The organism is Gordonia sp. N1V (genome assembly GCF_029269935.1).
Taxonomy (GTDB): domain Bacteria; phylum Actinomycetota; class Actinomycetes; order Mycobacteriales; family Mycobacteriaceae; genus Gordonia; species Gordonia polyisoprenivorans.
The window spans coordinates 99445-118487 of record NZ_JARJDD010000019.1; the positions used below are offsets into that span (position 1 = coordinate 99445).

19 protein-coding genes and 1 riboswitch are annotated in these 19043 nt (G+C 68.0%); of the genes, 4 read left to right on the top strand and 15 right to left on the bottom strand.

From position 1 onward, the window contains the following. Window positions 1-127: 127 nt before the first annotated feature. The 8 genes from P3L18_RS21415 to hpt form a co-directional block, all read right to left on the bottom strand. Window positions 128-1405, bottom strand: coding sequence for a DUF6779 domain-containing protein (locus P3L18_RS21415; protein ID WP_014361549.1), 1278 nt, complete (start codon window positions 1403-1405; stop codon window positions 128-130). Window positions 1406-1531: 126 nt separating this feature from the next. Beyond that, window positions 1532-2074 (bottom strand): DUF3180 domain-containing protein, encoded by a 543-nt coding sequence (locus P3L18_RS21420; protein ID WP_094601111.1) that lies wholly within the window; start codon window positions 2072-2074, stop codon window positions 1532-1534. Continuing rightward, window positions 2071-2628 carry a 2-amino-4-hydroxy-6-hydroxymethyldihydropteridine diphosphokinase gene (gene folK, locus P3L18_RS21425; RefSeq protein ID WP_006371930.1) on the bottom strand — a complete coding sequence of 186 codons (558 nt, stop codon included), beginning with the start codon at window positions 2626-2628 and terminating at the stop codon, window positions 2071-2073. The genes P3L18_RS21420 and folK overlap by 4 nt, the downstream gene beginning before the upstream one ends. Further along, the gene (gene folB, locus P3L18_RS21430; protein ID WP_014361551.1) at window positions 2625-2996 is read right to left on the bottom strand and encodes a dihydroneopterin aldolase; all 372 of its coding nucleotides are present in this window, start codon (window positions 2994-2996) and stop codon (window positions 2625-2627) included. The genes folK and folB overlap by 4 nt, the downstream gene beginning before the upstream one ends. Beyond that, a complete protein-coding gene (folP, locus tag P3L18_RS21435) occupies window positions 2996-3859 on the bottom strand; it encodes a dihydropteroate synthase (protein WP_276115181.1) in 864 nt (287 codons plus the stop codon). Before folP ends, folB begins: the two co-directional genes overlap by 1 nt. Before the next feature lie 20 nt (window positions 3860-3879). After that, a complete protein-coding gene (gene folE, locus P3L18_RS21440; protein ID WP_006371927.1) occupies window positions 3880-4494 on the bottom strand; it encodes a GTP cyclohydrolase I FolE in 615 nt (204 codons plus the stop codon). Between the two features lie 37 nt (window positions 4495-4531). Continuing rightward, window positions 4532-6922 carry an ATP-dependent zinc metalloprotease FtsH gene (gene ftsH, locus P3L18_RS21445; RefSeq protein ID WP_079930847.1) on the bottom strand — a complete coding sequence of 797 codons (2391 nt, stop codon included), beginning with the start codon at window positions 6920-6922 and terminating at the stop codon, window positions 4532-4534. Between the two features lie 338 nt (window positions 6923-7260). Then, window positions 7261-7830 carry a hypoxanthine phosphoribosyltransferase gene (gene hpt, locus P3L18_RS21450; protein WP_006371925.1) on the bottom strand — a complete coding sequence of 190 codons (570 nt, stop codon included), beginning with the start codon at window positions 7828-7830 and terminating at the stop codon, window positions 7261-7263. 350 nt (window positions 7831-8180) lie between these two features. Between hpt and P3L18_RS21455 the strand changes: the two genes are divergently transcribed. Further along, complete coding sequence (locus tag P3L18_RS21455) at window positions 8181-8927, top strand: hypothetical protein (protein ID WP_035728617.1); 747 nt, start codon at window positions 8181-8183, stop codon at window positions 8925-8927. A 35-nt stretch (window positions 8928-8962) separates the two neighbouring features. On the opposite strand, the gene tilS is transcribed toward P3L18_RS21455, so the two are convergent. Genes tilS through dacB form a run of 3 tightly spaced genes read right to left on the bottom strand, consistent with a single transcriptional unit; the run spans window position 8963 to window position 12386 of the window. Continuing rightward, complete coding sequence (tilS, locus tag P3L18_RS21460; RefSeq protein ID WP_079930848.1) at window positions 8963-9913, bottom strand: tRNA lysidine(34) synthetase TilS; 951 nt, start codon at window positions 9911-9913, stop codon at window positions 8963-8965. Next, window positions 9892-10968 (bottom strand): zinc-dependent metalloprotease, encoded by a 1077-nt coding sequence (locus tag P3L18_RS21465; RefSeq protein ID WP_079930849.1) that lies wholly within the window; start codon window positions 10966-10968, stop codon window positions 9892-9894. The genes tilS and P3L18_RS21465 overlap by 22 nt, the downstream gene beginning before the upstream one ends. Next, window positions 10959-12386, bottom strand: coding sequence for a D-alanyl-D-alanine carboxypeptidase/D-alanyl-D-alanine-endopeptidase (dacB, locus tag P3L18_RS21470; protein WP_276115174.1), 1428 nt, complete (start codon window positions 12384-12386; stop codon window positions 10959-10961). The genes P3L18_RS21465 and dacB overlap by 10 nt, the downstream gene beginning before the upstream one ends. Window positions 12387-12545: 159 nt before the next feature. Between dacB and P3L18_RS21475 the strand changes: the two genes are divergently transcribed. Beyond that, window positions 12546-13058: an inorganic diphosphatase gene (locus tag P3L18_RS21475; RefSeq protein WP_276115175.1), complete on the top strand. Its 513-nt coding sequence runs from the start codon at window positions 12546-12548 to the stop codon at window positions 13056-13058. Between the two features lie 88 nt (window positions 13059-13146). On the opposite strand, the gene P3L18_RS21480 is transcribed toward P3L18_RS21475, so the two are convergent. Together P3L18_RS21480 and P3L18_RS21485 are read right to left on the bottom strand one after the other, a co-directional pair. Beyond that, on the bottom strand, window positions 13147-14859 hold the full coding sequence (locus P3L18_RS21480) for an MDR family MFS transporter (protein ID WP_006371919.1): 1713 nt from the start codon (window positions 14857-14859) through the stop codon (window positions 13147-13149). Beyond that, on the bottom strand, window positions 14856-15386 hold the full coding sequence (locus P3L18_RS21485; protein WP_079930852.1) for a MarR family winged helix-turn-helix transcriptional regulator: 531 nt from the start codon (window positions 15384-15386) through the stop codon (window positions 14856-14858). The genes P3L18_RS21480 and P3L18_RS21485 overlap by 4 nt, the downstream gene beginning before the upstream one ends. Before the next feature lie 186 nt (window positions 15387-15572). Here P3L18_RS21485 and alc point away from each other — a divergent pair, with 186 nt between their 5' ends. Then, window positions 15573-16556 (top strand): allantoicase, encoded by a 984-nt coding sequence (gene alc / locus P3L18_RS21490; protein ID WP_276115182.1) that lies wholly within the window; start codon window positions 15573-15575, stop codon window positions 16554-16556. Window positions 16557-16577: 21 nt separating this feature from the next. Here the strand turns inward: alc and P3L18_RS21495 are convergent, their stop codons facing one another. Next, window positions 16578-17009, bottom strand: coding sequence for a hypothetical protein (locus tag P3L18_RS21495; RefSeq protein WP_079930854.1), 432 nt, complete (start codon window positions 17007-17009; stop codon window positions 16578-16580). After that, entirely contained in the window at window positions 17006-18310 is a 1305-nt protein-coding gene (locus tag P3L18_RS21500) for an aminotransferase class V-fold PLP-dependent enzyme (protein WP_276115176.1), read from the bottom strand. The genes P3L18_RS21495 and P3L18_RS21500 overlap by 4 nt, the downstream gene beginning before the upstream one ends. A 17-nt stretch (window positions 18311-18327) precedes the next feature. Further along, window positions 18328-18441: riboswitch (SAM riboswitch) on the bottom strand. Window positions 18442-18623: 182 nt separating this feature from the next. Here P3L18_RS21500 and P3L18_RS21505 point away from each other — a divergent pair. Continuing rightward, on the top strand, window positions 18624-19043 hold a 420-nt coding region (locus tag P3L18_RS21505; RefSeq protein ID WP_276115177.1), incomplete at its 3' end, for a helix-turn-helix domain-containing protein.

Sequence of the window (19043 nt, forward strand, 5' to 3'; positions counted from 1 at the left end):
CCGCGACGGCCGGGTACCGGACGTTGCAGAGTCAGGGTAGGCGTTGGCGTCAGCCCGGATCCATCCCGTGTGACGGGGCTCACCGCACGGGGTCGGCCAACAGGCGGTGGTGTTACGGGGGACGCGATCAGTCGCGGCGACGGCGACGGCCGCCGCCCGCGGCGTCGGTGTCGCGGAGTTGCTTGAGCAGTTCCGACACCGGAAGCCCGTTGGAATGCGCGCTGTCGGCGTCGTCGACGGGATCCTCGACCGCCACCGGCTCCGGCTGCTCCTCGGGGCGTCGCCGACGCCCCCCGCCACCGAATGTGGTTGCTGCGCCTGCGGTTTCGTGTCGACCACGCGACCACGCGGGGATCGGACCGGACGCATCGGCAGTCCGGGCCCCGGCAGCCTCGGCGGCGCTGCCCGGCGTGGACACCTCGGGGCCGGGTCGATCCCATTCGTCGGTCGGGGTGTCATCGACGAACGCGGCGGGCTCATCGACGGCGTCGTGACCGGACTGCTGGGGAGCCGTCTGCTCGGGACCGGTCTGTTCACGTCCCGCCTGGTCGCGACCGGGTTGTTCCGGGGCTTCCGACGTCGCGGAATCCTGTGCATGATCGGCCGTCGACGTGGCGAAGCGTCCCGACAGCGGGTCGTCGGTGACGATCGGGATGACCTCGGTCATCTCGTTGGGGTCGGCCTTGCGCTCCACGTGGCGGCCGTCGTCGGCGGCCGGAACGGTCTCGGCGAAATCGCGTGCGGCGACCACACCATCGTCGGGGGCGTGAAAATCGGCGGCGCCGAAGCCCTCCGGACGGTACTGATCCGGCGCGTAGCCCTGCGAGCCGTAGGCGCCACCATGTCCGCCGAAGGCGGAGTCACCGCGCCCGGAACTCCCGTAGGGCGCGGAATACTGGTGGGGATCGAGCCCGCCGCCGCCGAGGCCGGAGGCGAGCTCGCGCAGCTTCTCGTTGGGCAACGCGACCTGATCGTCGGGGAGGGCTTCACCGAGCAACCGTTCGAGGCTGGCGCGCAGCGAGATCACCTGTTCCTTGAGGGAGGCGAGTTCGGCACCGGATTCGGCGGCGACCTCCTTGCGGATGGTGGTCTCGACGTCGAGCTCATACTGACGACGCGCGGCGATCTCCCGTTCGAGCTGGAGTTCGTACACGAGCCTCAGGTCGCGGCTCTTGGCCTCGGCGGTCTCGGCCTGCTTACGGAATCGGGTCACCAGGATCGCGCCGATGACCGCGGCCCACAGCGCCGCGATGACGGCGAGACTGCCCGAGATCGACAGGTTGTCGGTGAAGATCATCAGGATGCTGGCCGCCAGGGCCAGCACGATCAGCAGCCCCAGCAGCCACTGGCCGACCGAGCGGCCGGCGCGCCGGGGGTCCGAGGAGCGGCCGGTGGAGGTCGTCATATCTGTGCAACTTACCCGTTGACCTGTCTTTGGGTGTACAAGCCCGGCGGAGAGTCACGAATCGTCGATGCGCTATGGCGCGGCGTGAGTGGCGCCGCCGGAATCATCGGCGTCGCCGTGGACTTCTCAGGCCGGGCCCGGTCGCGTGTGACCGTTGCCGTTGACGGAATTGTCGTCGGGGTCGTCGGGCGCGCGGCAACAGTATTCGAGCCAGAGGGCGGCAACGGTGAGCACCACACCCCCGATGAGGCCGACGACCGCGGCGGGCGTGTCGTGTTCGGCGGCGCTCACACCGGTCTGATTGAGCAAGAAGACAAGCACCCCGCCCCACAACCCGGTGGCGATCGCCCCGAGAATCGCCGACGCCTTGGCCAGCGCGACCACCCGGGCTGCGGTCAGCGGGTGCAACTGCCCGCGGGCCCGGCCGACCTGTTTGCCCTCGACGCGTGCCCGCACGATGAACCCGGTGACCGCCTCGATGACGGCGAGGACGTAGAGCACGATGCCGGCCAACGCCGGGATCGGCGGGACGCTGGAATAGTTGTAGCGCACCAGAATCCACGCGGTGACGCCGACGATGACGGCCACGAGGACCAGGTCGAGGGGCTTGGTGGGTCCCATCCCCTGGTGCTCGTCGTCGTCCTTCTTGGGCGCGGAGGGCTCGCTCATCGCAGTGCGGACCTCGACAGCGGCCCGGTCCGGCGTACCCCGTCGCGCTCGTCGGTGGGCAGGGCTGCGGCCAGCTCGGCGACCCGCCGGGGCCCGGCCTCGGTGAGGAGTTCGGCGTCGGGATCGATCTGCAGCCAGGGCAGCAGCACGAACGCGCGCTGATGGGCCCGCGGATGCGGCAGCGTGAGGTCGGGGTCGTCGGAGTGGACGGTGCCGTCGGCGGTGTCGACCGTGATGACGTCGACGTCGAGGGTGCGGGGTCCCCATCGCACCTCGCGGGTGCGGTGCGCCCGATTCTCCAGGTCGGCGCCGATCCGCAGCCACTCGTGCGGCTCCCGTTTGCCCTCCACGATCAGCGTGATGTTGCAGAAATCGTCCTGCTCGACCCCACCCCACGGCGCGGTCGCGTACACGTCGGACACGGCGACGACGCGGATATCGGGGCCTGCGGTGGCGAACCCGTCGGGCACCAGCGCCAAGGTGGCCACCGAGTCGCCGATGTTGGACCCCGCGGACAGCACCGCGCGGCTGTGGCCGACGGGGACGGTGCTCACTTGACCGACTTCCGCGACCGACGGGTGACCACCGCGACGTCGTCGAAGGCCAACGGGATCGGCGCCGACGGCTTGTGCACGACGATCTCGCAAGCCAGGATGCGCTCGTCGGCCATCACCGCGTCGGCGATCTCCGCGCCGACCGTCTCGATCAGATTCCGCGCCGGGCCCGCGACGATCGCATGGATCTGGTGGGCCAGCGCACCGTAGTCGACGGTGTCGGCGAGGTCGTCGCTGGCTGCCGCGGAACGCAGGTCGGCCCACAGTGTGGCGTCGACGATGAAGAGCTGACCGTCATGGCGTTCATGCTCGAAGACACCATGATTGCCACGGACCCGCAGCCCCTTCAGCTCGATCCGATCGGCCATCAGCGCTCCCCTGCCTGTACGTGGGCGTGTACCCGACCGCATCCACCTGCTCGCCAGGCCGCGGCCACGAGGACCGCGTCGCGGCTGGCGGCGACGTCATGGACCCGCACCCCCCAGGCCCCGCCGGCAGCGGCGAGGGTCGACACCGCTGCGGTGGCGACGTCCCGACCGGCCGGTGGCCGGTCGGCGCCGCCGGCCGCCAACAACGTGCCCAGGAAACGTTTACGAGACGCGCCGACGAGGATCGGGAAACCCAGTCCGACGAACGTCGGCAACGCGTGCAGCAGCGCCCAGTTGTGGTCGGCGGTCTTGGCGAAACCCAGGCCCGGGTCGAGGATGATCCGATCCGGGTCGACGCCCGCGCTGACGGCGGCATCGACCTGGCCGAGCAGTTCGCGACTGACCTCGGCGACGACGTCGTGATAGCCGCCGACGTCGTCGACCCGGTGAGTGAAGCGGCGCCCGGCGTCGGAGTCGTCCCCGGCCGGACGCCAGTGCATGAGGATCCACGGCAGCCCGGCATCAGCCATCACACGGGCCATGTCGGCGTCGGCACGGCCTCCGGACACGTCGTTGACGATGCGCGCACCCGCCTCGATCGCGGCCGCGGCGACCGAGGCGCGCATGGTGTCGACGGAAACCGTCGCCCCGAGATCGGTGAGCGCGGAGATCACCGGGGCGACCCGCGCCGTCTCGATCGCCGGATCGACCCGAATGGCGCCGGGACGGGTGGATTCACCGCCGACGTCGATGAGGTCGGCGCCGTCGTCGAGCAGTTGTTGTCCGTGCGCGAGCGCGGCGTCGAGATCCAGGTAACGGCCGCCGTCGGAGAACGAGTCGGCGGTGACGTTGATGATGCCCATCACCTGGGTCGGCGCGGGACTCACCGGGTGATGAGGTCGAGCGCTTCGCCCCGCGAGACCGCACTGGTCTTGAACAGACCGCGCACCGCCGACGTGGTGGTCCGCGCGCCCGGCTTGCGGATGCCACGCATGGCCATGCACAGGTGCTCGGCCTCGATCACGACGATCACGCCGCGCGGATTGAGCCGTCGCACAAGGGCATCGGCGACCTGGCTGGTGAGACGTTCCTGAACCTGCGGACGTTTCGCGTACAGATCGACCAGTCGCGCCAGCTTGGACAGACCGGTCACCTGCCCGCTGACGCCCGGGATGTAACCGACGTGCGCGACCCCGTGAAAGGACACGAGGTGATGTTCGCACGTCGAATACAGCGGGATGTCCTTGACCAGCACCAACTCGTCGTGGTCCTCGTCGAAGGTCGTCGCGAGCACTTCCGACGGATCGGTGTAGAGCCCGGCGAACATCTCGCGATAGGCGTTGGCGACACGGGTCGGGGTGCGGCGCAACCCTTCTCGATCCGGGTCCTCGCCGATCGCGAGGAGCAGTTCACGCACCGCGGCCTCGGCCCGCGCCTGATCAAACTCCCGCACCGGTTCTGCAGCCGAATCCGGACCCCGTTGGTCGAGTGTCGTCACATCCGTCCCCTTCGATCGCCTCGAGTCGCCACCGGGCTCAGGCGCCGGTACCGTTCACGTCTTTGCCGGTCTCGTCCGGCCGGCCGGAATGCCCGTTGGCACCCGGGCCATTCCCGTTGCCCCCGTAGCCATGTGCGCCATTGGGGCCATTTGCGCCATTGGGCTCGGTGCCGCCGTTGACCCCGGGGCCCTGCTCGCGCGGCGGCCACCCGGGCGCCGACCAATCACGCGGGGCGCCGTAATCGGGCCACGTCCCGGCCTGATGGCCCGGCTGGGGCTGCCCCTGCGGCGGGTATTGGGGCGGATAGGACTCGGGCGGATACGACTGCGGTGGATATGACTGGGGCGGATACGGATTCTGCTGCGGCGGGAACTGCCCCGGATGCGGATACCCGGGTGCCGCCTGCGGGGGATACGCCGGTGCCCCCGGTTGTCCTCCAGGAGGGCCACCCGCGCCGACCGGCTCGGGAACCTTCACCGGCTCCGGCGGCGGCCAGGGCTCACCACGCTCGATCGCGAGCTCACCCGGCGTCTTCACCGGCGGCTTGTCACTCGGCGTGCGCTCGCCGAAATCGTTGAACGTGGTGATCCGCGGCCGCTTCTCGACCTGCGAGAAGATCTTCTCCAGATCCTTCCGCGTCAGTGTCTCCTTCTCCAACAACTCGCTGGCGAGCACATCGAGGGTGTCGCGGTACTCCGAGAGAATGGCCCACGCCTCGGTGTGCGCAGCCTCGATCAGCCGGCGCACCTCCTCGTCGATCTCGCCGGCAACCCCCGCGGAGTAGTCGGTCTGGTTGCCCATCGAACGGCCGAGGAACGGATCACCCTGCTCCTGCCCGTACCGGACCGCACCGAGCTTGGCGCTCATACCGTATTCGGTGACCATCGCCCGCGCGATCTTCGTCGCCTGATCGATGTCGGACGACGCGCCCGTCGTCGGCTCGTGGAACACCAACTCCTCGGCGGCACGACCACCCATCGCCATCACCAGGCGGGCGATCATCTCCGAGCGGGTCATGATGTCCTTGTCCTGCTCGGGTACGGCCAGCGCATGACCGCCGGTGCGTCCACGGGCCAGGATGGTCACCTTGTAGATCGGGTCGAGATCCGGCATCGCCCACGCGGCCAACGTGTGGCCGCCCTCGTGGTAGGCGACGACCTTCTTCTCGTGCTCACTGATGATGCGGCTCTTACGACGCGGCCCGCCGATCACACGGTCGACGGCCTCCTCGAGCATCTCCGCGGTGATCGTGTGCTTGTTCTCACGAGCGGCCAGCAACGCCGCCTCGTTGACCACGTTGGCCAGATCGGCACCGGACATGCCCGGGGTCCGCTTGGCCAGACCGTCGAGATCGGCGTCGGAATCGATCGGCTTGCCCTTGGCGTGCACGCGCAGGATCGCCCGGCGCCCGGCCATGTCGGGATTGCCGACCGGGATCTGCCGGTCGAAACGACCCGGACGCAGCAACGCCGGATCGAGGATGTCGGGACGGTTGGTGGCCGCGATCAGGATGATGCCCTGCCGGTCCCCGAAGCCATCCATCTCGACGAGCAGCTGGTTGAGAGTCTGCTCGCGCTCGTCGTGACCACCGCCGAGACCCGCACCACGCTGACGCCCGACCGCATCGATCTCGTCGACGAAAATGATGCACGGACTGTTGTTCTTGGCCTGCTCGAACAGGTCACGCACACGGGAGGCACCGACACCGACGAACATCTCGACGAAATCCGAACCCGAGATCGTGAAGAACGGCACCCCGGCCTCACCGGCGACCGCGCGAGCCAACAACGTCTTACCGGTACCGGGCGGACCGTAGAGCAACACGCCCTTGGGGATCTTCGCGCCGAGCGCCTGATAGCGCGTCGGATTCTGCAAGAAGTCCTTGATCTCGTAGAGCTCCTCGACCGCCTCATCCGCGCCGGCGACATCGGAGAACGTGGTCTTCGGCATGTCCTTGGTGAGCTGCTTGGCGCGCGACTTGCCGAAGCCCATCACGCCGCCACGACCACCACCCTGCATGCGACTCATCACGAAGAAGAACAAACCGAACAGCAACAACATCGGCAGCAGGAAGATCATGATCTGCCAGAACACCGACTGCTCGTTGACATTCGTCTGATACGGCGCACCGGTCGCCTTGACGTCGTTGAAGATCTCCTCACTCGCCGCCGAGGGATACTTCGTCGAGATCTTGGTCGACTCGTCATCGCCGACCTTGACCGGCGTGTTGGTCTCGATACGCAGCTGCTGCTCACGGTCGTCGATCTGAATCGACTTGGTGTTCTTCGTGTTGAGCTGCGTCAACGCGACCGAGGTGTCGACGGCCGTGTAGTCGCGATCATTGTCGCGCCAGACGCTCCAGCCCCAGAAGGCGAGCACGATGACCGCCACGATGGCGAGATTGCGGAAGACTGTCTTGCGGTTCATGCCAGTGAGGGGTTGGTCGGCGGTGGTGACACCCGACCGGTCCCGTTGGTCCTTCCCATCGATTCGTGACCACAACAAGCCGAGTTGACGCGGACAAATCGTGCAGACGCACGCCGAGCATCGACCGTGATCGTTGTGATAAGGCTACCGGTCAACGATCGCGCAGGTAAAACCGTTCCCTGTTTGTTGGCGCCGCCTCCGGCGTCGCGGGTGCGTGCGCCTCTCGGCACCGCTCTTCGTCGTCTCCGGCATTGTCGCTGCGCTCCTCGCCGGCTCCTCCTCATCGCGGCGCGGCGCACGCACGTTGTGGGGGCTTTGTCGCTGCGCTCCTCGCCGGCTCAGCCCTGGTACACGCTCGGGCGCAGCCGACCGATGAACGGCAGGTCGCGATAACGCTCGGCGTAGTCGAGGCCGTACCCGACGACGAACTCGTTGGGGATGTCGAAACCGACCTCGGCGACGTCGACCGGCGAGCGAACCGCCTCGGGCTTGCGGAGCAGCGTGCACACCTCCAACGACTTCGGCGAGCGGGTCGCCAGGCTCTTCATCAGCCACGACAAGGTGAGCCCGGAGTCGATGATGTCCTCCACGATCAGGACGTCGCGCCCGGCGATGTCGCGGTCGAGGTCCTTGAGAATGCGGACGACACCCGACGACGACGTCGCCGAGCCGTAGCTCGATACCGCCATGAACTCCATCTGCGACGGAATGGGCAACGCCCGCGCGAAGTCGGTCATGAACATGATCGCGCCCTTGAGCACACCGATGAGGACGAGATCGTCCTCGATACCGGCGTAGCGCGAGGCAACCGACTCGGCCAGCTCGGCGGTGCGCTGTTTGATCTGTTCCTCGGTGATCAGCACCGCTTCGATGTCGTCGCCGTAATGGTGTTCGATCTCGTTCGCCACGGCCTCTAGCTTGTCATGCCCGACGCCCGGGATGGATCCGACGTCGGCGAGCGCCGTCGGGCGTCAAGGAAGAAAGGCAAGGGCGTGCATTTTGTCCGCCGTTTGACGACATAACATCACAACTCGATAACGCGACGCCACAGCGGTCACATCTCACGCGATTTTTTGGACTTCTGACGCATTCAAGTTGAACAATCTCCAAAGCAGTAAGAAAACCAGTGCACCGAAATCCCGGACATGCCCCGGCAATGTCCGGATTCCATCATTCCGCCCGGACGATGACGTCCACGTTTGCCCCACTCGGCATTCTTCGTCGCCCGGATCGGACCGACCCGCCGAATGGACACCCCATGCACACCTCATCGCCACCACCGACCGACCACAGGAGCCCGAGCGGCCGATCCCGGCACCGCAGCATCATCCTCCTGGTCGCGATTTCCCTTGCACTGGTGTTGATTTCGCGTGGGACCCCGGCCAATGCAGCGCCGCCGACCCCGGTGGGCTACACGCTGTCGAGCACCAGCACGTCGCTCACCCTGACGTTGCAACACGGCACATTCAAGCGTGGCCAGAACTCTCTGGCAATCGTCGACAATGCCGGTTCGGCGGTTTTCCAAATGCCGTTGAGCTACCGCCTCGAGGACCGGGAGTACCCGATTGCGGCGCAGATTTCCGGCAATTCGGTGACACTCATTCCGTCACACCGCGTGGCCGACTCACGATCAATCGATCCACAATTGGTGGAACCCGTTCGCGCCGCCGCAGGAAAGCAACTCGTCGACGCGCCGACGACCCGGCAGGAACGCGACAATCAGGCATTGGCGCAATTCATGCAAATCCTCGGCGCAGGCACCACGATCGGGACACTGGTGGGCACCATCATCGGCGCGATCGTCGGCGGCGTCATCGGTTGCGCGATCGGACTGGCCGCCGCGGTCATCGGCTGCCTGGTGGCCGTCGTCCCCGCAGCGGGTCTCGGCGGTGTCGCGGGCACGATCGTCGGCGGTGGCGGCACCCTCGTCGTCGCGGGAATCCAGTACCTGCAGACCATCAACTCCCCGTTCGTCCCACCCCGGACCAGCTCACCCCAGAAGTGAGCCGGTCCAACCCCGCACGCCCGGGTCCGGCGACGTCAGCGCGGTGAGTCCCGCACCGTGAGTACGTCGCCGACCCGGGCGACCTCACGTCGGGACCCGCCATCGCCGCCGACGGCGACACCGCCCTGACCGTGCCAATCGACGACGAACGCGTCCACGGCACCGATCACCCGGCTCGTCGGCTCGGTGGCCCCGACGTCGAGAAGCCACCGCCGGATCACCCTGGTCCGCACCGCGGCGGCGAGATCTCGCACCCGCTCGATCGCCAGGCCCGCGTCGGTGCGGGCGGCACGGTGATACTCCTCGGCGAGCGCGTCGAGGGCGTCGGTGTCGGCGCGTAACGCATCGGCCGTGCGGCACAGCGCCTCGACGACACCGCCGTGGACGACGTCGTCGAGGAGCGGCAGGACCTCCGAACGCAGACGCACCCGGGTGAACCGGGGATCACGGTTGTGCGCGTCGGCATGCGGAGCGAGCCCGAGTTCGGTGCAGGCACCGACGGTCTGCGCACGCCGGACACCCAGGAAGGGCCTTCCCCACGGCGCCGACCATGCCTGCATCCCGGCGATCGAACGCGCGCCCGAGCCGCGTGCCAGTCCGAGCAGAACTGTCTCGGCCTGATCGTCGGCGGTGTGGCCGAGCAGCACCGGCCATCCGTCCCGGGCCTCCTCGAGTGCCGCGTAGCGGGCCGTCCGGGCCGCTGCCTCCATCCCACCCGCGGTGCCGACACTCACCTCGATCACCTGCGCGCGGGCACCGAGCCCGCGCGCCGCCACGGCCGCGGCGTCGGCGACATGCGCCGACCCATGCTGGAGCCGGTGATCGACGACGAGCGCACGAACCTCGAACCCGGCGCGCACGGCGGCCGCGGTCAGCGCCAGCGAATCCGGACCGCCGGAGAGTCCGACGCAGACCTGCCGGTGGCCGTCGAGGTGGTCGGCGGCGAATCGCTCGACCGCCCGGGTCAGAGCACCCGCGCTATCCATTTCGCCGGTTCGTCGATCTCGGCGGGCAGCGGCATCGTCTCCGGCGAGGTCCAGATCGTGTTGAAGCGCTCCATGCCCACCGTCGAGACCACCTCGTCGACGAATGCCTTACCCCGAATGTATTGGGCCAGTTTGGCATCCATACCGATGAGGGCACGGATGATGCGTTGCACCGGATTCTTCGGTCCCGTGCGCCGCTTGTCGAACGCCGCGCGGATCGACGCCACGGTGGGTACCTGCGCCGGGCCGACGGCGTCCATCACGTGATCGGCGTGGCCTTCGAGCAGGGTGCCGAGCATCAGCATCCGATTGAAGGCGTCGTACTGTTCGGGCGTCTGCAGCAACTGCATCGCACCGATCACGCCCTTCTCCCGGGGCTTGCCGCCCTTGAGCGCGCCGGTGATGCGTTCGACGACGTCGGAGATCGACTCGCCGGCGTCGGAGGTCAGCACCTCGATGTTGTCGAGCATGTACTGCCGCAACCACGGGTTGGCCGAGAACTGCACCCGGTGGGTCACCTCGTGCAGACACACCCAGAGCCGGAAGTCCGACGGGACCACCTTCAGCGTCCGCTCGACGCCGACGATGTTGGGCAGCACCAGCATCAACACACCCGGGTCGTCGGCGGTCCCCGACACCGACTCCTCCGGCGGCGAGAACGGGTCGTACTGTCCGAGGATCGCGGTGGAGAGGAAGGCCAGCAGACCCGAGGCCTGCAGCCCGCCGATGCGCCCGCTCAGACCGGGTGAGTCGTCGGCGCCACCTGGCCCCGAGAGCATCGATCGCATGGATTGCCCTGCGGCGTCGATCCATTCGTCGCGTTCGAGCACGCGTGCCGCGGGCACCGCGAGGCCGTCGGCGAGACCGGTGACCTCGCGGACCGGCGCCTCGGCGCGCACCGCGGCGTCGGCGAGTTCGACCCGGGCGGCCATCCGCGTGTAGTCGGTCATCTTCGGGCCGGGCCGCGAGAGTTTCTTACCCACCGTGGACGCGAGGCCCCAGTCGATCTTGGCGCCGACCGACTCCAGATCGTGGTCTGCGTGATCTATCGACATCCGCACTCCCTCAGGTCGCCGGGGATGGCGTCGAGTGCCGGGCGGGCGTCGGCCGGGGAGGTTCCCCCCGACATCAACGCGAACGACAACACCCGCCCATCGACGGTTTGCACTATGCCGGTCAACGAACTGACGCCGGTCAGAGTTCCGGTCTTGGCCCGCACCCAGCCCGCTGCCGGGTTGTCCGGTTCGTCGAAGCGGTCGGCGAGGGTCCCGGTGCCACCGGCGATCGGCAGGCCCTCGAGGATCGGGCGTAGTTTGGCGTTGCGGGCACCATTGGGGCTGTTCGAATCGTCGGGACCGCTGATGGCGCCCATCAGGGTGTCGAGGAATGCGGCCGGGATCTTGTTCTGATACGAGAGCCCCGACGAATCGTGCAGGGTCACCCCGGAGGTGTCGAAACCGTTGTCCCGCAACGTTTTCACCACCGCTGCGGCGCCTCCGGACAAGGTGGCCGGACCACCCTGGGACACCGACAACTCGATGGATAGCGCCTCGGCCATCACGTTGTCGGAGAAGCGGTTCATGTCGTCGACGCGGGTGAGCAACGGGGCCGAGGACACCTTCGCGAGGGTCTGCGCACCCGCCGGCGCGGTCGTCTCGGTGACGTCGGTCGACACCCCGAGGGCCGTGGCGAGCGCCTTGCCTGCGGTGACCGCCGGGTCGGCGACGCGCGGCGAGTACTCGTCGAGCGGTCGCGCGGTGCGGCCGCCGTCGACCATGAGCGGCTGGATCGGGGTGATGTCGCCGCCGGCGATGTCGGCGCGATCCCACGTCGGGTCCATCGACGGTCCCGTGTACGCGCTGACGTCCACGGCCACCGACCGCACGTCGACCCCGGAGTTCTTGATCTGGTCGGCGAGCTGCGAGATCCGGGCCGGGTTGGTGTAGAAGGTGTCGACCCCGGGCGGCTGGGCGCTGAGCGTCGGGTCCCCCGCGCCCTTGAGGATGACCTGCCCGTCGGGCCCGGCGAGCACGGTGGTGGTGATGCGCTGATCGTGGGGCAGGGCGAGCAGCACCGCCGCCGCGGTGAGGATTTTCGCGTTCGACGCCGGGGTGCGCGGCTGGTCGGCGCCCTGCGACCACAGCACCGTCCCGGTCAGCGCGTCGCTGATCTGGCCGGTGAGGGTGCCCAGTGCGGGCGCTTTGAGCGACGCGGCGATGGCTCGCCGGACGCCGACCGCGGTCGGTTCGGGCGCGGTCGCCGACACCGGGTCGATGGCGGGCGTGAAGGCGATCGGCGCGGGCCGGTCGGGGGTGCCCGGCGGAAGTGGGTCGGGTTTGGTCAGCTGCAGGTAGGTGAACACCCCGCCGACCGCGATGACGGCGACCAGAGCGATCGAGAGCAACGACCAGATGAGGCGCCGACGACGCGTCCGCGGCCGGTTCACCGCGGCGCTTCCGTGATGTGCACCCACACAACCTCCGGGTCTCGACGTTCCTTCATGTGGACCTAACAGTATCGTTGAGGCGATTCGCGCCGCCGACTCGCACGATGAGCCGATACCTGCATCCGGCGTTTCGGGCAGCGGCGGCCGCGCTCACCCCAACGACAGTGCCACGATCAAGGAGGACGCGTGGAATTCGATGTGACCATCGAGATCCCCAAGGGAAGCCGCAACAAGTACGAGGTGGACCACGAGACGGGCAAGATCTATCTCGACCGCTACCTCTACACCGCGTTCGGTTACCCCGCCGATTACGGCTACATCGACAACACGCTCGGCGAGGACGGCGACCCGCTCGACGCCCTCGTCCTGCTGCCGGAGTCGGTGTACCCCGGTGTGATCGTCCGGGCCCGGATCGTCGGCATGTACACCATGACCGACGAGGCCGGTGGTGACGACAAGCTGCTGTGCGTCCCGGCCAAGGACGTGCGCTGGGATCACATCCAGGACATCGGTGACGTCCCCGAGTACGAGCTCAAGGCGATCGCGCACTTCTTCGAGCACTACAAGGACCTCGAGCCCGGCAAGCACGTGAACCCGGGCGGTTGGGTCGGTACCGCCGAGGCGGAGAAGGTGGCGCAGCAGGCCATCGAGCGTCTCGATAAGCAGCCACACGACGCCAACGAGCCCTCGCGCGGCTGACGCTGGCTTTCGAGCACGAGAACGGCGCCCGTCCCCCGATCGCGGGGGCGGGCGCCGTTTCTTCTCACGCCGGGGGCCGAGCCGGTGTCTACTGCGCGGGGCCGGTCGACTCCGGGTCGCCGAGCGGTTTGCCCCTGCGCAGCGGCAATTCCTTCCACGTGACGGTGCCTATGATCGCGAGCAACGAGATGATCGAGACCGTCAGGAACACGCGGTCCATCGAGTTGGCGAAGCCCTGTTTGATCGGTTGGGCCAGCTCGGTGGGGAGCTTGCTGATCACCGAGGTATCCGACATCACGCTCTCCGATGCCGAGCCACCCCCGGCACCCGGATTCTGCGCCGCACTGATGAGACCCTTGGCGAATCCGCTGACCTGCGGGTCCGGACTCGACGCGGCGGTCATCACCGCGGTGCGGTACTGCGGAGCCGCCGCCGCGGTGACCATCTCGTCCTTGATGTTGGGGCCCATCAAGCTGAACAGCATCGAGAAGAACACGGCCACACCGAGCGTCGCACCGATCTGCCGGAAGAAGGTCGCGGTACCCGTCGACAGTCCCATGTCCTTGGGCGGCAGGATGTTCTGCATGGCCAGGGTGATCGGCTGCATGAGGTTACCGAGCCCGAAGCCGAGGAAGAACGCGTAGATCATGACCAGCCACACCGGCGTCGACAGTCCGACCGTGTGCAGCATGAACATCATCACCGTGATCAGGACCGAACCCAGGATGGTGAAGATCTTGTACCGTCCGGTCCGCGAGATCAGCTGACCCGACAGCACCGACCCGGTCATCAGCCCGAGCACCATCGGCAGCATCTGCAGGCCCGCGACCATCGGGCTCGACCCGCGCAGCACCTGGAAGTACTGCGGCAGCATCGAGATGCCGCCGAACATCACCGCGCCGACGACCATCGAGACGACGATGCCCTGCGCGAAGACGCGATTCTTGAAGACGCGCAACGGGATCAACGCGTCATCGCCCATCAGGTGCTCGATGAACACGAACACCGCGAGCCCGACCGCGCCGACGATGTAGCACAGCCAGGACCAGCCCGACAGCCATCCCCATTCGCGGCCCTGTTCGGCGACGATCAGCAGCGGTGCGACGGTCACCGCCAGCGCGGTGGCTCCCCAGTAGTCGGTGCGGCCACCGACGCCCTTGTTCTGGTCGTAGTTGAGGACCCGGTAGACCACGGCGAGGGCAAGGATGCCGATCGGCACATTGACCAGGAACACCCAGCGCCACCCGGAGACCCAGAGGATCGAGGACTGCCCGGCGAACAGTCCGCCGAGCACCGGTCCCAGCACACTGGAGGTACCGAACACGGCCAGGAAGTAGCCCTGGTACTTGGCACGTTCGCGGGGCGGGACGATGTCGCCGATGGTCGTCAGCGCCAAGGTGAACAGGCCGCCGGCACCGAGACCCTGGAAGGCGCGGAACGCCGCGAGCTCGTACATCGAGGTCGCCATACTGCAGGCCAGCGAACCGATCACGAAGATCGAGATGGCCAGCAGGAAGAACGGCTTACGCCCGTAGAGGTCGGAGAGCTTGCCGTAGAGCGGTGTGACGATGGTCGAGGTGACCAGGTAGGCCGTCGTGACCCAGGCCTGCATGTCGTAGCCCTGCAGATCGTCGGCGATCGTGCGGATCGCGGTCGAGACGATCGTCTGGTCGAGCGCCGCGAGGAACATGCCGAGCATCAGGCCGGTCAGCACCGTCAGGATCTGCCGGTGCGAGAGTCCCGCTCCGGCGTGCTCCTCCGGGGGACTCACCGCAGAGGTGGTGACGTTGTCGTTGGTCATGAGTTCCTCGTGGTCGTAGGGGCTGGGGGGATACGTGGTGATTCGGACGCCGGTGCCGTCTCGGATGGCCGGCGTTCGCACGCGGGCGGGACCAGGGTCTCGGCGGCGTCGACGAAGCGGGTGAGAAGGGTTACCAGGGTCGCCATTTCGTCGGCAGACCACTCGCTCATCGCGGAGTTCACCGCCGAGCGGCGGCCCGCGCGCATCGACTCGACGCGGTCACGTCCGGCGTCGGTGACGACGAGCAGCGTCGCGCGCCCGTCGTGCGGGTCGGCTTCGCGTCGGATGAGGCCGAGGTCGACGAGTTGACTGACGTGCCTGCTGACCGTCGACGGATCGGCGCCGAGTTCCGCGGCCAGCTCTCGCGAGCGCATCGGGCGTTTGGCCAGATGGAACAGGCCTTTGAAGGCCGCCGTCTCGAACTCACCGTCGGGCGTACGGAAGGTCGTGTGGACCGCGCGGTCGCGGATACGGACGTAGCGCGCGAGTGTGTCGAAGAGCTGATCGATGTCGCGATCTTCGAGCATGCTGATACCCCGATCGATGACGATGTCCGTTTTCCTTGCCGACCACAACTAGTTGTTGGCTGCATGTAGTTGGCGGCTGCAAGTATGCGCTCGAGTTCGTCGTCATGGCAAATCCCATTAGGATCGACGGTCGTGACCCCTGTACCCCCACCGACGTCATCGGGTAACCGTCCGCACTTCACGTCCATGCCTGACCTGGCCTTACGGGACCTGGGCGGCGCCGTCGTGTGGACCAACGACGACCTCTTCGCGGAGGCACAGAACCTGATCAAGACGCCCCCGGCGCAGTATCAGCCCGCGACGTTCGGTCACAAGGGTCAGATCTACGACGGCTGGGAGACACGACGGAGGCGGGAGGCGGGAGTCGATCAGGCGATCGTCCGGCTCGGCGCGCCGGGCGTGATCTACGGCGTCGTCATCGACACCGCGTGGTTCAAGGGCAACTATCCGCCGTTCATCTCCGTCGAGGCCGCCGCCAAGGAGGGCGTCGTCTCCGTCGACGAACTGCTGACCGACACCGAGTGGGTCACCATCGTCGAGAAGAGCCCCGTCGACGGCGACACCCGTAATCCGTTCCGGGTCGACGCGAAGGACCGCTTCACCCACGTGCGTCTGACGATGCATCCCGACGGCGGTGTGGCCCGATTCCGGGTCCACGGGCGCGGCGTACCCAACCCCCACTTCTTCCGTTACGGCCACTTCGACCTGGCCGCCTTGGAGAACGGTGGCCTGATCACGGCCTGCTCCAACATGTTCTACAGCTCGCCCAACAACCTGCTCATGCCCGGCCGTGCACGGCACATGGGCGAGGGGTGGGAGACCTCGCGTCGGCGCGACGACGGCAACGACTGGGTGCAGGTGCGCCTGGCCGGGCAGGGCCGGGTGAGTCTCGTCGAACTCGACACCAGCTACTTCCTGGGAAACGCACCCGGCGCGGCGACGGTCCGCGGCCGCGACGGCGAGGACGGCGAGTGGTTCGAGGTGTTGAGCCGCACCGACTTACAGCCCGACACCCGGCACCGGTTCGTCATCGATCTCGACCGCCCGATGACCGAGGCGCGCATCGACGTCTTCCCCGATGGCGGCATGGCCCGCCTCAAGCTGTACGGCCTGCTGACCGACGAGGCGCAGACCGAGCTCGTCGAGCAGTGGGAGCGCGGCGAGGCCTGAGCACGCCTGGTCCCCGGGATGTCAGGCCGCGCGTCGCTCCGCGAACGACGGCAACACCAGCTCGCGCACGCGGTGCCGCGTGGCCGAGCCGTCGAGTGAGACGAGGATGACCGCGTCGGCGACCTCGGCCGCGTAGATGTCGCGGATGAGGGTCACCAGACCGCTCGGCGTGCCCACATAGCGCACGGTGCCGCCGTCGATGTCGTCCGGGATGTGTGCGACCGCCGCCCGCGCCGATGCGGCGCTCGGAGCGATCGCCACCTCCACCTCGAGCGCGACCGAGAAGTTCGCGGTGTCACGGGTGCCGGCCCGCAGCAGTGAGCGGGCCCGCTGGGCGTCACGCAGCGTGGGTCGACGGACGACGATCGCCGACGACTCGGCGGGAACGTCGTCGGCGAGCGCGACCCGCAGCGACGGGCGTCCGATACTGATGCGATCGAGTTCGATGGTCATGCCGGGGCCCCTCCGGGTGAGGTCGAGATCAGTTGTGCCAGAGCGTTGATCAAGCGGTCGATGTCGGCGGCCCCGGTGCCGAGGCCGAAGCTCGCGCGCACCGCGCCGTCGGGGTGGCCGAGGCGATTGAGGATCGGGTGGGCGCAGAACTTTCCGTCGCGCACGCCGATGCCGTGTTCGTCACTGAGATATTCGGCGACGGCGCGCGGCGCAATGCCGTCGACGCCGAACCCGGCGATCCCGACGCGATCGGTGATGTCGTCGAAGATGCGTAGTTCCTCGACGCCGTCGATCCGCGCGAGCCCGTCGTCGAGGCGGCAGCGCAATTCGTGCTCGTGCAGGCCGATCGCCTCGAAGCCGATCTCGGTGATCGCCTCGCAGGCGGCAGCGATGGCGATGGCGCCCAAGACATTCGGCGACCCTGCTTCATGTCGCGCGGCACCGGTGTGCCAGGCGGTGGCCGCGCAGTTCTCGTCGGGGCCGTCGACGACGCTGACCTGCGCCGACGCCCCACCGCCGGCGAGGTAGGGGTCGGCGGCGTCGAGCCAATCCGACCGTCCGATGAGCACTCCCGCGCCGAACGGCGCGTAGACCTTGTGGCCGGAGAACACCAGGTAGTCGATACCGTGGCTGACCATCGACACCGGCCGGTGGGCGACGAGCTGGGCTGCGTCGACGAGGATGCGCGCGCCGTGTCGGTGCGCGATGGCGGCGATGCGTCCGATCGGCAGGACCTCCCCGGTGACGTTGGAGGCCGCGGTCACCGCGAGCAACGCCGCGGGCGCCGCCGCGAGTTCGCATTCGAGTGCGACGAGGGTGTCCTCGATGCCCGGGCGCGCGGTCACGATGCGGGCCGTCCCGGAGTCGCGCGAGACCCACGGCAGCAGGTTGGCGTGGTGCTCGATGTCGAGGACCACGACGTCGCCAGGGGTGCAGTGGGCCGCCAGATTGATCGCGTCGGTGGTGTTGCGGGTGAACACGACGGTGTCGTCGGCACGCCCACGCACGAAGCGCCGCACCGTCTCCCGGCACTGCTCGTAGCGACGGGTGGTGACCTGGGACAGATGGCCGGCGCCGCGGTGGACGCTGGCGTACTGGTGCAGCGACGCGGCGACGGCGTCGGCAACCGCGGTCAGGGCGGGGGCGCTCGCCGCATAGTCGAGGTTGGCGTAGGCCACCTCGCTCCCGTCGACGAGCGGCACCTGTTGCCCTGCGCCGACGACCTCGGCGAGCGGCTCGAGGGACGACGGATCTGCGCCCACGGTGGCGGCGATCGATGCGGGGGTGACGACAGCAGTCATCGAAGAATCTCCTTGGGAATCCACGCTTGCCGTGTCCGGGTGGTACACGGCCAGGTCGTCACCCGGAGCACCCCACCGCGGAGGAGGGTTGCCGACCAGCGAGCCGGGGCTTGTCACTGGCACTCATGACCTGCACCAAGGGTGGCCTATCACGTCCGAGGGTGTCAATTTTCACTCAGCGTGGGCGAAATCCCGACGCCGTCCGGCGCTAGTGGCGCGCGTCGTAATTGCTTGAACGGTTGGTTTGCTGCGATAATGGGGTATGGCGAATCGTCCTGCTGCGGCGTTGATGTTGGGTGATGGTGATCGTGAGGTGCTGGAGTCGTGGACTCGCTCGGGCACGGTGCAGGCGTCGGCGGCGAAGCGGGCGCGGATGATGCTGCTTGCTGCTGATGGTGTGGCGAATCGGCGGATCGCGGAGTTGGTAGACGCGTCGCCGACGACGGTGATCGCGTGGCGCGAACGTTACCTTGAGCGCGGTCTGGCCGGCCTGACTGATCGTGCACGCTCCGGGCGGCCGCGGCGGCTCGATAGGGATGCGATCATCGTCGCCACGCTCACGCCACCGCCGAAAAGCCTTGGGGTGACGCACTGGTCGACTCGGCTGCTGGCGAAGAAGCTGAAAATCTCCGACGCCTCGGTCGCCCGAGCATGGCGAGCGTATGGGATCAAACCGTTCAAGGCCGAGTCGTTTCGGTTCTCCACCGACCCAGAGTTGGTGGGCAAGGTCACC